General features: G+C 52.1%; 14 protein-coding genes. 8 read left to right on the forward strand and 6 right to left on the reverse strand.

The genetic code is table 11. The features are described 5' to 3' along the window. Nucleotides 1-269: 269 nt before the first annotated feature. Complete coding sequence (gene ydfG / locus ACPUC7_RS00115) at nucleotides 270-1,016, forward strand: bifunctional NADP-dependent 3-hydroxy acid dehydrogenase/3-hydroxypropionate dehydrogenase YdfG (RefSeq protein WP_343551989.1); 747 nt, start codon at nucleotides 270-272, stop codon at nucleotides 1,014-1,016. Nucleotides 1,017-1,088: 72 nt separating this feature from the next. Here the strand turns inward: ydfG and ACPUC7_RS00120 are convergent, their stop codons facing one another. Next, nucleotides 1,089-1,415 carry a YnfA family protein gene (locus ACPUC7_RS00120; protein WP_494921924.1) on the reverse strand — a complete coding sequence of 109 codons (327 nt, stop codon included), beginning with the start codon at nucleotides 1,413-1,415 and terminating at the stop codon, nucleotides 1,089-1,091. A 133-nt stretch (nucleotides 1,416-1,548) separates the two neighbouring features. Here ACPUC7_RS00120 and ACPUC7_RS00125 point away from each other — a divergent pair, with 133 nt between their 5' ends. Beyond that, the gene (locus ACPUC7_RS00125; protein ID WP_494921323.1) at nucleotides 1,549-1,884 is read left to right on the forward strand and encodes a DUF1283 family protein; all 336 of its coding nucleotides are present in this window, start codon (nucleotides 1,549-1,551) and stop codon (nucleotides 1,882-1,884) included. A 52-nt stretch (nucleotides 1,885-1,936) separates the two neighbouring features. Beyond that, on the forward strand, nucleotides 1,937-2,233 hold the full coding sequence (locus ACPUC7_RS00130) for a DUF1161 domain-containing protein (protein WP_494921324.1): 297 nt from the start codon (nucleotides 1,937-1,939) through the stop codon (nucleotides 2,231-2,233). Between the two features lie 36 nt (nucleotides 2,234-2,269). On the opposite strand, the gene ACPUC7_RS00135 is transcribed toward ACPUC7_RS00130, so the two are convergent. Beyond that, nucleotides 2,270-3,730, reverse strand: a complete 1,461-nt coding sequence (locus ACPUC7_RS00135; protein WP_494921325.1) for an MDR family MFS transporter — start codon at nucleotides 3,728-3,730, stop codon at nucleotides 2,270-2,272. 385 nt (nucleotides 3,731-4,115) lie between these two features. Here ACPUC7_RS00135 and ACPUC7_RS00140 point away from each other — a divergent pair, with 385 nt between their 5' ends. Genes ACPUC7_RS00140 through osmV form a run of 4 tightly spaced genes read left to right on the forward strand, consistent with a single transcriptional unit; the run spans nucleotide 4,116 to nucleotide 7,568 of the window. Next, the gene (locus tag ACPUC7_RS00140) at nucleotides 4,116-4,832 is read left to right on the forward strand and encodes an ABC transporter permease (RefSeq protein ID WP_494921326.1); all 717 of its coding nucleotides are present in this window, start codon (nucleotides 4,116-4,118) and stop codon (nucleotides 4,830-4,832) included. Between the two features lie 16 nt (nucleotides 4,833-4,848). After that, complete coding sequence (locus ACPUC7_RS00145; protein ID WP_494921327.1) at nucleotides 4,849-5,775, forward strand: glycine betaine ABC transporter substrate-binding protein; 927 nt, start codon at nucleotides 4,849-4,851, stop codon at nucleotides 5,773-5,775. Nucleotides 5,776-5,784: 9 nt separating this feature from the next. Further along, on the forward strand, nucleotides 5,785-6,432 hold the full coding sequence (osmW, locus tag ACPUC7_RS00150; protein WP_343551983.1) for an osmoprotectant ABC transporter permease OsmW: 648 nt from the start codon (nucleotides 5,785-5,787) through the stop codon (nucleotides 6,430-6,432). Beyond that, complete coding sequence (gene osmV / locus ACPUC7_RS00155) at nucleotides 6,432-7,568, forward strand: osmoprotectant ABC transporter ATP-binding protein OsmV (protein ID WP_343551982.1); 1,137 nt, start codon at nucleotides 6,432-6,434, stop codon at nucleotides 7,566-7,568. The genes osmW and osmV overlap by 1 nt, the downstream gene beginning before the upstream one ends. A 140-nt stretch (nucleotides 7,569-7,708) precedes the next feature. Here the strand turns inward: osmV and ACPUC7_RS00160 are convergent, their stop codons facing one another. From ACPUC7_RS00160 to ACPUC7_RS00175, 4 genes are all read right to left on the reverse strand, one after another. Then, on the reverse strand, nucleotides 7,709-9,082 hold the full coding sequence (locus tag ACPUC7_RS00160) for a nucleobase:cation symporter-2 family protein (protein ID WP_494921328.1): 1,374 nt from the start codon (nucleotides 9,080-9,082) through the stop codon (nucleotides 7,709-7,711). Between the two features lie 178 nt (nucleotides 9,083-9,260). Next, nucleotides 9,261-9,965 (reverse strand): dethiobiotin synthase, encoded by a 705-nt coding sequence (bioD, locus tag ACPUC7_RS00165; RefSeq protein WP_494921329.1) that lies wholly within the window; start codon nucleotides 9,963-9,965, stop codon nucleotides 9,261-9,263. A 101-nt stretch (nucleotides 9,966-10,066) separates the two neighbouring features. Beyond that, nucleotides 10,067-11,284 carry a sugar metabolism global transcriptional regulator Mlc gene (mlc, locus tag ACPUC7_RS00170; RefSeq protein ID WP_494921330.1) on the reverse strand — a complete coding sequence of 406 codons (1,218 nt, stop codon included), beginning with the start codon at nucleotides 11,282-11,284 and terminating at the stop codon, nucleotides 10,067-10,069. Between the two features lie 134 nt (nucleotides 11,285-11,418). Continuing rightward, a complete protein-coding gene (locus ACPUC7_RS00175) occupies nucleotides 11,419-12,315 on the reverse strand; it encodes a LysR family transcriptional regulator (RefSeq protein WP_494921331.1) in 897 nt (298 codons plus the stop codon). A 94-nt stretch (nucleotides 12,316-12,409) separates the two neighbouring features. Here ACPUC7_RS00175 and ynfM point away from each other — a divergent pair, with 94 nt between their 5' ends. Further along, nucleotides 12,410-13,666, forward strand: coding sequence for a multidrug efflux MFS transporter YnfM/SxtP(Kp) (gene ynfM / locus ACPUC7_RS00180; protein WP_494921332.1), 1,257 nt, complete (start codon nucleotides 12,410-12,412; stop codon nucleotides 13,664-13,666). Nucleotides 13,667-13,767 lie beyond the last annotated feature (101 nt).

Genomic DNA, 13,767 nt, shown 5'->3' on the forward strand with positions numbered 1-13,767 from the left:
AATCCCATTTTTTCTGTCACGATGAGATTGCAATCGTGTGCGCAACCGGTTGCCTACATTCGCAATCGGTTGCGATTTAACATTCGTTGTGTTGAGCGGATTTTTGGCAGTGAAGAAGACTTCATTCCCTGCGCGTTCGTGGTGCGTTAATGCACTTGTACTGTGCAGGTAAAATTCTGCAACACGCTGCTTTGGCTTTTCATGAGCAAGGGTTCGAGGTTAATGCTAAGGTGTGGCAGATAACCTGAAATCGTTTAAGGAACAGTGAGATGATTATTTTTGTTACTGGTGCAACTGCCGGTTTTGGTCAAAGTATCACCCGCCGCTTCATTGCTACAGGTCATAAAGTGATCGCCAGCGGTCGCCGTGCTGAGCGCTTAAAAGAGTTGAAAGATGAGTTGGGCGACAACCTGTATACCGTGCAACTCGACGTGCGCAATCGTGCCGCCATTGATGAAGTGATTGCTTCCCTGCCCGCTGAATGGCGCGATATCGATGTGCTGGTGAACAATGCTGGCCTGGCGTTGGGCGTGGAACCTGCGCATAAAGCCAATATCGAAGACTGGGAAAATATGATCGACACCAACAATAAAGGTTTGGTGTACATGACGCGTGCGGTGCTGCCGGCGATGGTGGAACGCAACGTCGGTCATATTGTGAATATCGGATCGATTGCCGGTAGTTGGCCATATCTGGGTGGCAACGTGTATGGCGCGACCAAAGCGTTTGTGCGCCAGTTCAGCCTCAACCTGCGTACCGACCTGCACGGCACTGCGCTGCGTGTCACCGATATTGAGCCAGGATTGGTTGGTGGCACCGAGTTTTCCAACGTACGCTTTAAAGGCGATGACAATAAAGCTGAGCAAGTTTACGAAGGAACGACGGCGTTGACCGCTGAAGATGTGACGGAAGCAGTATATTGGGTGACTACGCTGCCGAAGCACGTCAATATCAATACTTTAGAAATCATGCCAGTCACGCAAACCACTGCCGGTTTGAAGGTGCATAAGGGTTAATTAGATTTTATGGGTGCGCACTTTTGCGCACCCGGTCACCATAAATGGCGACCCTACGACAATACAAATACTCTAACCGCGGCCCCAGCCTGAAACGATAATCAGCATGCCGCTTAACGCTACCAATCCGCCGACCCAATCCCAGGTACTCAACTTTACGCCATCCACCACACGCAGCCAGATCAAAGCCGTTAACACATAGACGCCGCCGTATGCGGCATAAACCCGTCCGCTGGCCGCCGGATGCAAGGTTAACAGCCAAACAAACATCGCCAAACTGGCTGCCGCCGGAACTAATAGCCATGCGGTCATGCCCTTCTTCAACCATAACCACGGCAAGAAACAGCCAACAATTTCCGCTATCGCAGTAATAAAAAACAGCAAGGCGGTTTTTAGCAGCATACAAACTCTCTCTGTTACTTAAACAAATGGCTCAGCGCTGGTGAGCAAAGAAGCAGCGATGATATACTAGCGCACAGTGTTGTTACAGCCGCGATCCCAGCTGTAATGGTGTTAACTAAAGGAAGTCACGATGAAAAACCTGTTTTCTACTTTGCTGGCTGCGGTGCTGACCTCCAGCGTATTACTGGCTGCGCCAATCGCTTTTGCCAAAACCGATCGCCTGATCATCGAAGACGGCAGCAGCGCCTCGAGCAATGAAGCCGCGCGTCAAAGCAAAGAGCAGTGGAACGACACGAAAAATCTGCGCAACATGGTGAATACTCGCGTGGAGAAAGAGTTCGATAAAACCGATAAAGCCTTTGATACCCGCGATTCCTGCGAAAAGAGCTACAACGTCAACGCGTATTGGGAACCGAATACCCTGCGTTGCCTTGATCGCCGTACCGGGCGCCCGGTTGCACCGTAATGCGTTAACACTGCTATAGTTTTTAAAGGAATTCTGACCAAAGGAGTGAACGATGAAAAAACGTAATGCAGTTCTGCTGCTGGCGATGCTGGCACTGCCGGTGCTGGCACAAGCTTCTTGCGAAAGTGTGAAAGCGGACATCAGCAAAAAGATCATCAACAATGGTGTCGCGGAAGGCGATTTCACCCTGGATATCGTGCCTAACGATCAGGCCGATCAAGCCGGTGGCCAGGTGGTTGGCCATTGTGAGAACGACACACAGAAAATCGTCTATAAGAAGAATGGTCGCGATGCGGATAGCAACGTGCCAGACAGCGCAGGCAGTTCGCAAGACGCGCCAGCGCAATAAAGAGTCCCTTCGGGCGGCGAGCTAGCCGCCCTGCTTTTACTCCGCTTCCGGCCGCTGACGCGGCATCAGCCAGGCAACCCACAGCGTTAATATCGCGATCAGCAATGACACCACAAATACCCAATGCAACGACGTGGCAATCTGCCCGGTCCAGTGCTGCAAAGTGGCTTCCGGCAGCGCCTGACGGCTTTGATGCGACATGATTTGCTGCATCGGATCGTCTGCTTGTGGTAAACGCAGTGACAGGTTGAGATTGAGTACCGCACCGAGTAGCGCCGTTCCTAATGCTGAACCCAGCATCCGGCTGAACATGATCGATGCGGTACAGATGCCGCGGATATCGTAATGCGCATGATTTTGCACCGACACCAAAAAAGTGGTGCTGGTCATGCCCATGCCGGTTCCAATCACAAAGGCAGTAAATCCGGCCTGCATGATCGAGCTATCGCTACGTAATAGCAGCAATAACGCGCTACCCGTGATAAGCAAGAGCGCGCCCAACTGTGCGGTAAATCGATATGAAGTGATCAGCATTAATCGGCCACTGAGGGTGCTCGCCAGCGGCCAGCCAATCGACATCATCGCCAATGCGCTGCCCGCTTGCAGCGGCGTGCCGCCGGTAATGCCTTGAATCCAAGTCGGTAAAAATGCGCTGATGCCCATCATGCTGGCACCAATGATCAGATTGCCGATATTGCCCGCCACAATCAAACGGCTGCGCCAAATTTCCAAAGGAAATAACGGCGCCGTCGCGCGTTGTTCATGATGCTTCAATCGCCAAGCTGCAAACACCGCCAACAACAAGAATGGCACCAACCACAAGCCGAGCACTTCCGCTTGCAGCAAGGCGACAAGCAACGCTGCGACACTGATCATTAGCCAGCAACTGCCGGTGAGATTAAGTGAGTTTTGTTGATGATGTTCACGCGCCGGCAGAAAACGCGCCAGCAACAACATGGCAATCACGCCGATCGGCACGTTGACCCAGAAAATCACTGACCAGCTAAAATGCTGCACCAACCAGGCGCCGCTCAGCGGTCCAATGATTGCAGCAATGCCCCATACGCTGGACAACCAACCTTGTACATGCGCACGTTCACGCGGGGAATAGACGTCAGCGACAATCGTCGATGTCAGCGGCATAATCGCGCCCGCGCCTAATCCCTGGAAAGCGCGAAAAACAATCAACCACAGCATGCTGTGGGCAAAACCACACAAAATCGAACCCAGCAAGAACAACGAGACACCAATAAAAAGCAGCCGTTTGCGGCCCCACATATCGGCTAAGCGGCCATAAAGCGGCACGCTAACGGCTTGCGTCAGCAAATAGATGGAAAATACCCATCCAAACTGCGAAAAACCGCCTAAATCGGCAATGATGGTGGGCATCGCCGTCGCCACAATGGTGACTTCAATTGCCGCCATAAACATCGCTAGCATGCAGCCGATGAGAATCCAATGGCGATGTTCCGTGTTCAATTCAGCCGTTTCAGTCATACGTCTCCCTAATTTTCTAACAAGGCTAGCTGAAAATTGTTCACCGCAGTTTCCTCTGCGTGCGCCCGTTTGTGACGGCGTCACCTATTTCGATGAAATTTTTTTATTGTCGGATGATGCCTTATTCCACGCGGCCTGAACACGTATTTCTGTAACTACTATCTACCTGATTTTGCCGCAAAAACTGGCGCTTATCCGTAAGCATTGCTATAGCTTTAATCGGTGCTTTCCAGTTATTCACTGTAAAAGCATCGGTAAAGAGTCATTTTAACTGTAATTTGACAGGGTGAAGGATTTTCGTAGTTGTGAGGTTTGCTGCTACGCCGCCATTCTGGGAATGACGTCACTATATCAAACGATTTTTCAAATCAGGGAGACACTTGCTATGCAAAATGCATCGCTTACCCGCCGCGCGGGGTTAGCACTGCTCGCGATTGTTGCGGTGATAGCTCTGCTGGTGTGGGGATTAGGGGTGAACACGCTGCGCGAGCGCCGGGAGGATTTGATTTATCTTGGTCAGCAGCATCTGTTTTTAGTGTTTTGGTCGATGTTCTTCGCCCTGCTGGTCGGTATTCCCAGCGGGATTTTACTCAGCCGTCCTTTTGCCCGTCGTTGGGCAGAATATGTGATGCAAATCTTCAATGTCGGTAACACGCTGCCGCCGCTGGCGGTATTGGCGTTAGCGATGGTGATTGTCGGCATCGGCGATCGTCCGGCATTGATTGCCCTGTTCCTCGCCTCGCTGTTACCGATTGTGCGTAATACCTTTGCCGGTTTAAGCGCGGTACCGCCGTCGCTGATCGAAGCCGCCAACGGTCTCGGCATGACCAAGTTTCAGCGTTTGCGTCAGGTAGAGATTCCGAATGCGTTACCGGTGATTTTAGCCGGCGTGCGTATCGCCACCGCCATCAATGTGGGAACCGCGCCGCTGGCATTTTTAATTGGCGCCAGCAGCTTTGGTGAGCTGATTTTCCCCGGCATTTATCTCAACGACTTCCCGACATTGATTCTTGGCGCAGTCGCAACCGCGTTGGTTGCGCTGATCCTCGACATGCTGCTTGCGGCATTGGGACGTTATCTCAGCCCGCACTCTGCGGCTTAACACAAGGAGTTTTGTGATGGCTACTGCCAATAAGCTGACGCGCTGGGTGAAACGTACGGCGCTGGCCCTGACGGCGACACTGGCAATCAGCCAAAGTGCCGCTGCTGCCACCCCAATCACCATGGCGACCAAGAGCTTTACCGAGCAGCATATTCTGTCGGCGATGACGGTTTTGTGGTTGCAAAAGAAAGGTTTTCAGGTGATCCCTAAGACCAACATCGCGACCACTATCGGTCGTAACGCAATGATCAATAAACAAATTGATATGACGTGGGAATATACCGGTACCTCATTGATCATCTTTAATCACATCAATAAACCGATGTCGACGGAAGATGCCTATAAAACGGTGAAACAACTGGATGCCAAGTTGGATCTGGTGTGGCTCAATCCGGCTCCGATGAATAATACCTATGCGTTTGCCATGCAGCGCGATCGTGCCGACAAAGAAGGCATCAACACCATGTCACAATTGGTGGCGAAGCTGGAGCAAGTGCGTAAAGACGATCCCGACCACAATTGGAAACTCGGCTTAGATTTGGAGTTCTCTGGTCGTTCGGATGGTCTGAAACCGTTGCAGAAAGCTTACGACATGCCGCTCGACCGCCCGCAGATTCGTCAGATGGATCCCGGCTTGGTGTATAACGCAATTCGGGATGGCTTTGTCGATGCTGGCCTGATCTACACCACCGATGGTCGCGTGAAAGGTTTTGATCTTAAGGTGTTAGACGATGACAAGCACTTCTTCCCGAGTTACAACGTCACGCCTGTGGTGCGCAAAGACGTGCTGGAGAGCCATCCAGGATTGGATGCGGCGCTCAATCAACTGTCGGCGTTAATCAATGACGAAGCGATCACCGAGATGAATAAGCGCGTCGATATTGATCATCAGTCACCCCAACAGGTGGCCCGTGATTTCCTTAAATCTAAAAACATGCTGTAAGGAGGCGCTGTGGATACCTTGCATTACATCATGAATAACTGGCACACCCTGATGACGCTGACCTGGCAACATACCTGGTTGGTGTTGGTCGCGGTAGGTTTCGCCATCATCGTCGGCGTGCCGTTGGGCATTTTAATTGTGCGCTTTAAATGGTTAGCCACGCCGGTATTGGGCGTCGCCACCATCGTGTTGACTATTCCAACCATCGCCTTGTTTGGTCTGATGATTCCGCTGTTTTCGATGATTGGCCAAGGCATTGGTGCCCTGCCCGCCATTACTGCGGTGTTCCTCTACTCATTGCTGCCAATTGTGCGTAATACCCACACCGCGCTGGAGAATCTGTCGCCGGGATTGCGCGAAGCTGGACGCGGAATTGGCATGACCTTCTGGCAACGTCTGCGTTGGGTAGAGATTCCAATGGCGCTGCCGGTGATCTTTGGCGGCATTCGCACCGCCGTGGTGATGAACGTCGGTGTGATGGCGATTGCCGCAGTCATTGGCGCGGGTGGTTTGGGCCTGCAACTGCTGGACGGCATCAGCGGCAGTGATGTGCGCATGTTGATTGCTGGTGCATTAATGATTTGTTTGCTTGCTATTGTGCTTGATTGGCTGCTGCACCGTTTGCAGTCGGCGCTGACTCCTAAGGGGATTCGATAATGATAAAGCTAGAAAACCTGACGAAAACCTTTACCCAGAAGAACGGCACCTCTTTAAATGCCGTTGATAACGTCAGCCTGGAAGTGCCTGCGGGTGAGATGTGTGTGCTGCTGGGCCCTTCGGGCTGCGGTAAGACCACCACGCTAAAAATGATTAACCGCTTGATCCCCGCTTCCAGCGGCCGGATTTTAATTAACGGTGAAGACACCAGCGGGCAAGATACCGTGACCTTGCGCCGCAATATTGGTTACGTTATCCAACAGATTGGTCTGTTTCCCAATATGACCATCGAAGAGAACATCACCGTGGTGCCGCGCATGTTGGGCTGGGATAAGAAACGTTGTCGCGAACGCGCCACTGAATTGATGAGCATGGTGGCGCTAGATCCCACCAAATTCCTGCATCGCTATCCGCGTGAAATGTCGGGCGGTCAGCAGCAACGTATTGGCGTGATTCGTGCGCTGGCCGCGGATCCTCCGGTACTGCTGATGGATGAACCGTTCGGTGCGGTCGATCCAATCAACCGTGAAGTGATTCAAAACGAGTTTTTGGAGATGCAGCGCCAGTTAAAGAAAACGGTGATGCTGGTCAGCCACGATATCGATGAAGCGCTGAAGTTAGGCGATCGTATTGCGGTATTTGGCCAAGGCAAAATTGTGCAGTGCGCTAGCCCGGATGAACTGTTGGCTAAACCGGCCAACGATTTTGTCGGCTCGTTTGTGGGTCAGGACCGTACGTTGAAACGTTTGTTGCTGGTACAAGCCGGCGACGTTACTGACCAACAGCCAACCATTACCGTGCAGCGCAATACGCCGTTGCAGGAGGCTTTTGGCACCATGGACGACAACGATATGCGTTCGGTGACAGTAGTTGATGAAGATGGCAAACCGCTTGGATTCGTCAAGCGCCGGGAAGCACGTGGCGCCACCGGACGCTGCGAAGAGATGCTGCACACCTTCAAGGTGACGGGCAAAGCGGAAGAGAATCTGCGCGTGGTGCTGTCGAAATTGTATGAGCACAACACGGTATGGATGCCGATTGTTGATGAAGATGGACGCTACAGCGGTGAAATATCGCAGGATTACATCGCGGATTATCTCAGTTCTGGACGTACACGCCGTCGTTTGAACCCATAACCGCACAAGGCTTAATACGTAGAAAAAGGCGACAGAAGAGCAAAGTGTCCCGCGCCATGGAAGGCGCGGGCCAAGCCCCAGGGATGGTTTATGGCGTCTTTGCGATCTGACGCCTCTTTCTGCGACTGCACCCTGCCGGTTTAATGTGTTTCTTCCACCGTTTTCACCGCAACAGCTTCTACACGCTCCGAAGGCAAAACCACGTTTAATACCATTGCCAAAATCCCACCAGTAGTGACCGCATGACCAAACAAATTGCTCACCAGTTGCGGGAATTGCTTCAACACCTCCGGCACGGCTTCTACACCCAGGCCAATGCCGAAAGAAACTGCGACAATCAGCATTTCACGACGACCGAGCGGCGTTTGTGTCATCACACGAATACCGGCAGCCACCACGCTACCAAACATCACAATCGTTGCTCCGCCTAACACCGGCGGCGGAATCTGCTGTAACAAATAGCCAATCGCCGGGAACATGCCGAGTAGCAGCAACATCACGCCAATCACCATGCCTACGTAACGGCTGGCAACGCCGGTCATCTGAATCACGCCATTATTTTGCGCGAAGGTAGTATTAGGAAAAGCCGAGAACGCCGCAGCAAGCAGGCAACTGATACCATCAGCGAAAATACCGCCCTGCATGCGGCGTTCAAACGTTTCGCCTTCGATAGGTTGCTGAGAGATCAAGCAATTGGCGGTCAAATCGCCCACCGCTTCGATTACTGCGATGACTGAAACCAGGGCAATCGGTACGAAGATGGTCCAATCAAACGCAAAGCCAAAACGGAAAATCGACGGCATGACAAGCCAAGGTGTATCCGTCATCGGTTTCAAGGTGAGATGGCCGGTCAATGCGGCGGCAACGCAACCTGCCGCGATACCGGCAACCACTGCAACCAGGCGCGTCCAGCGATTCTGCGAGCGATTGAGCACAATGATCACCAGTAGCGTTAACGCACCCAGCGCCAAATTACCCGGTGCACCAAAATTGGTGGCGTTATGTCCGCCCGCCCAATCGGTGATGCTGACTTTGATCAGGCTGATGCCGATTAAGGTAATAACCGTTCCGGTGACCACTGGCGTCAACACTTTGCGCAGCGGCGCGATGCAGCGGCTGATGAGGATAGGAATAAATGCCGCGATAAGGTTGCAGCCGAAGATCATTGCCATGATCTCTTCAGGCGAACCACCGCGCGCTTTGATCATCAAACCGCCTGAAAGGATCACCCCCAGAAAGGCGAAGCTGGTGCCTTGCAAGCAAATCATGCCTGCGCCAATCCCCATAAAGCGGCGCGCCTGCAAGAAAGTGCCAAGGCCGGAAACAATCAACGACATGCTGATCAGATATGGAATCCATGCTTGTAATCCCAGTACGGAACCAATGATCAGTGGCGGAGTAATAATGCCAACCACGCTTGCCAACACATGTTGTAGTGCGGCGCAAAATGCGGGAACTGGACCGATGCGGTCATTCAGCCCATACAACAAACCTTTCTCATTTGATTGCGACATAGCGGTGCTCCGGCAAAATATTCATCAGCAGCGCTGATGCATGAATCACGCCATTGCAAAAAGATTTGTGATTATTTTTAATAGAGTCTTGAAATTGAAGGGGTTTAATTCGATTTTAAAAGCGGCCGAACCTGAACCTTTAGGTTCAGCCACGCTTAATTTGCTGATTTTTGTTTCATCAGGCTGCGGGCTTTGCACTGCTGTTGTGCGCGTTTACGTCATCTAATAATGAAATATCGATATAACCGCTCAGTTCGCGTTGTTCAGCGCGCGGCAAATAAGGCAACTCACCTAATAGTGGCGCACCGAGCTTATCGCGTAAAACATCAATAATTTCAGCGTAGTGAGCCAATCCCGGGTTAATTCGGTTCGCCACCCAACCGGCAAGCGGCAAGCCATCGCGCGCAATGGCATCGGCGGTTAGTAAAGCGTGACTGATGCAACCTTCTTTAATGCCCACCACCAGCACCACCGGTAATTGTTCTTGCTGCACCCAATTTGAAAAAGGCTGTAGGTCATTCATTAAACTGCGCCAGCCGCCGGTGCCTTCCACCACCACCTGCTCTGCGCGCTGCTGCAACTCATTAAGTCCTTTGCGTAATACCGCATAATCAATGCGCTGAGATGAGCTGGTGCTGATTTCATCCTCTTCCAGAGTAATAGGATTGACCGCGGAATATGGCAAAGAGAGACCTGAAGCTTGCTGTAATAGCAGCGCATCTTTATTGCGTAAGCCTTCAGGTGTGCGTTGCGCGCTTTTCGCTACAGGTTTGTAGCCTGCGGCGCATAAACCCGCCTTTGCAAAGCACTGTAACAGTGCGCGGGATACCACGGTTTTACCCACCGCGGTGTCGGTACCGGTGACAAAAAGCGTATTCACCATTCTCCTCCTTCATTAAAGCGATGTGTAACGTGCGAAGGAGGAGTTTAAGGAAATGTGGTTGGAAGCAGATTGCGTTAGCGCAAACTTAAGGCAGGCTGTCATTATCCCTGCAACAGTTTTACCAATAAATGGCCGCTATACAGCGAATCTTTGATCAAGGCGGCGCCGCCAAAGGTGCCAGGATCGCTGAAAGCCGTTGGTGCTAGCTGAATTTCATTGCTGTATGCCGGTAATGCCTGTTGGCGAATGGTACTGCTCACCGCAGGAAACAGCACGTCGGCAGCTTGATTGAGCGGTGAACCGATAAGAATTTGTTGTGGATTGAAGATATTTACCATCATCGCCAGCATCCGCCCGACATGATGCCCAACGCCGGCTATCACATCGCGCGCCAGGCGATCGCCCTGCTGCGCGGCGGCACACAGGCTCGCAACGGTAAGCGGTGACTGATGCAGCATACTATCCGGTTGCGTCAATAAGCGTTGCGCGGTGAGTTTAAGCAAACTTCCGGTGCTGGCGACGGTTTCCAAGCAACCATTATTGCCGCAATAGCATTGCTGACCATACGGATCTATCTGCGTATGACCAATTTCCACTAAAGTCCGTCCGCTTTTGTGCAGCAACTGGCCGCCACTGATCACGCCTGCGCCGACCGTTTCATCAATCACAATTTGAATCACATTTTGCGCGCCCTGCGAGGCACCAAACAACGCTTCGGCCAGCGTCCAGGCAGAAATATCGTGCTGCACAAACACTGGCAAACCCGTTCGCTCCGCCAGGGTTTCACCCAGCGGCATATCCTGCACCTCATAACCTGGCATACGGTGCACCACGCCTGACGCCGCGTTGATTAATCCCGGCAAGGTAATGGCAATTGCCGTTAATCGCTCAAGCATACTTTGATGACGAATGAAGAAGTCATTCACCATCTGAAGCAAAACGGGCAACAAGGGTTGTTCAACGCTGACCTGCAATGGCAAGCGATCTTCTTGCAGCGCACGGCTGCTGAGATCGCGCAGCGTCAGCGTAATGAAACCAGGTTGAATGCGAACGGCGAGATAGTGCCAGGCAAAAGTATCGAGGATCAGACCTATTGCTGGACGTCCGCGACTGCCCGGTTCCTGAAATTCGGTTTCCTGCACCAGATGAGCATCAAGCATTTCACGCACGATTTTGGTAATGCTGGCGGGAGCTAATTGAGCGCGCTTTGACAGCTCAATACGCGAAATCGGGCCATAAAGGTTAATCAGACGGTAAACCACACCTGCGTTGGTCTGTTTTATCTGGTCAATATGGCCAGGTTGACTGTACAGATTCACGCCCTGCTCCCATTATTTTCGCGCTTCTAAATAAACAGCAGCTATGGTGATGCAGATTGGCAGGCAGCGTCAAATATTTGATTAGAAATGTGATTTATCGCACATAAAGTTTATGCCCTTTAGCCTGAGTTGGTTTAATTCTCCGCATTGTGCAGCATCAACGCCATCATATTGGCCATTTGCGCGGTCGGTTCGCGTGTCGCCGACCAGACCAACCAAACTTCAGAAATCGCATCACTTTCCTGCAACGGAATCCACACCACATCGGCCAAACGCGCACGACGAAAAGAGGCCGGCAGAATCGATACGCCTAGCCCGGTAGCGACTAAACCGAGAATGGTCATCGCTTCGCCCACTTCCTGAGTAATAAACGGTTTTATTTGATAACGATGCAGCAGCGCCAGAATTTCACTGTATAACGCGGTGCCGCCTTGCGGATCAAAGAACACAAAGGGTTCATTGGCTAATGCCTGAATCGAAATCGTCTCGGCATCAGCCAATGGATGCGCCCAATGCACCACCGCGCACAACGGTTCACGCAGCAAGACGCGATGTTGTAAATCACTCGGTAACGGTGTGTTACGCATCACACCCAAATCCAGCCGATCTTCATGCAACGGCGCGAGTTGTTGCCGGGTGTTGTTCTCCTGCATTTGAATATGCACTTCCGGCCAACGCTGGCGGAACTGGTAGAGCGCATCGGAAACCAGGCCAGTAAAAGGCGCCGACGAGGTGAAGCCGATGCGTAATTCCCCTTCCTGCCCGCTATGAACACGCGCAGCACGGCGAGTTGCCTGCTCAACCTGCAATAAAATAGCGCGTGCATCATTAAGGAAAAGTTGTCCGGCCGCCGTGAGTTGTACGCTACGATTGGTGCGCGTAAAAAGTTGCGCGCCAATCTCCTGCTCCAATTGTTGGATTTGCTGGCTGAGCGGTGGCTGAGAAATATTCAATCGCAGTGCTGCACGACCAAAGTGCAACTCTTCGGCGACAGCGATGAAATAGCGCAGATGGCGCAATTCAATATTCATACTTTAAAAGTCTCAATTGAGATTATTAATATATTGTACAACCTAATGTCACTTTCCTACAGTATCGCCATATTGCCTAAACCGAGGATGTTCCGTGAGTCGCTCTTCCCAAGCGGTGATACTCGATGAAGACGAGTTAGCCGTTAAGCCTGATTCAGTAGTCACCCCTTCAGAATGGATTGAACGCGGGTCGCCGCAATTTATGCGCGTGACGTTGGCGTTGTTTTCCGCCGGACTGGCAACGTTCGCATTGCTCTATTGCGTCCAACCGATATTGCCAGTCCTGTCTCAACAGTTTGGTGTATCACCTGCCGAAAGCAGTATTTCATTGTCGCTCTCCACCGGCTTAATGGCGCTGGGATTACTGTTTACTGGCCCTTTATCCGATGCGATTGGTCGCAAATCGGTGATGGTCACCGCGTTGTTGCTGGCCGCCATTTGCACTCTGATTTCCGCCACCATGTCTAGCTGGCAAGGCATTTTGCTGATGCGCGCGCTGATTGGTTTGTCGCTAAGCGGTGTCGCTGCCGTTGGCATGACCTATTTGAGCGAAGAGATTCACCCGCGTGTTATCGCATTTTCGATGGGTTTATATATCAGCGGTAACTCGATTGGCGGTATGAGTGGACGACTGCTGACCGGCGTGCTGACCGATTTCTTCTCATGGCGCATTGCTGTGGGTGTGATTGGCTGCTTTGCACTTGCGGGCGCATTGATGTTTTGGAAGATCTTACCGGCTTCACGTCATTTCCGCCCCGCTTCACTACGCCCGCGCAGCCTGCTGATCAACTTCCGTTTGCATTGGCGAGATAAAGGGTTGCCGTTATTGTTCGCCGAAGGTTTCCTGTTAATGGGGGCTTTCGTCACGCTGTTTAACTACATCGGTTATCGCCTGTTGAGCGCGCCCTGGTCACTGAGTCAAGCCGTTGTGGGTCTGCTTTCCGTGGTGTATCTCACCGGTTCGTGGAGCTCACCCAAAGCAGGAGCAATGACCAGCCGTTTTGGGCGTGGTCCGGTGATGATTGCTGCCACGGCAATTATGTTGGCGGGTTTATTGTTGACGGCGTTTAATTCGTTGTGGCTGATCTTGCCGGGCATGATGTTGTTTACCGCCGGTTTCTTTGCCGCGCACTCGGTGGCGAGCGGCTGGATTGGTCCACGTGCGCGACGCGCCAAAGGCCAAGCCTCGTCACTGTATTTGTTCAGCTACTACGTGGGTTCAAGCGTGGCGGGAACCTTGGGTGGTGTGTTCTGGCACAGTTATGGCTGGATGGGCGTCACCCTTTTCATCAGTGCGTTATTGTTAATCGCTTTGCTGGTCGGCTGGCGTTTACAGTGCCGAAAACTGTAATACTGTTCATCTTTTATACGGGGCGAACGCGCCCCGTTCTCCCCTCAACTCCCCGCCATTTCGCCTTCTCACAGTCCCAGATAAAACAAACCGGCGATTCA

The organism is Pantoea sp. CFCC18179, assembly GCF_059412405.1.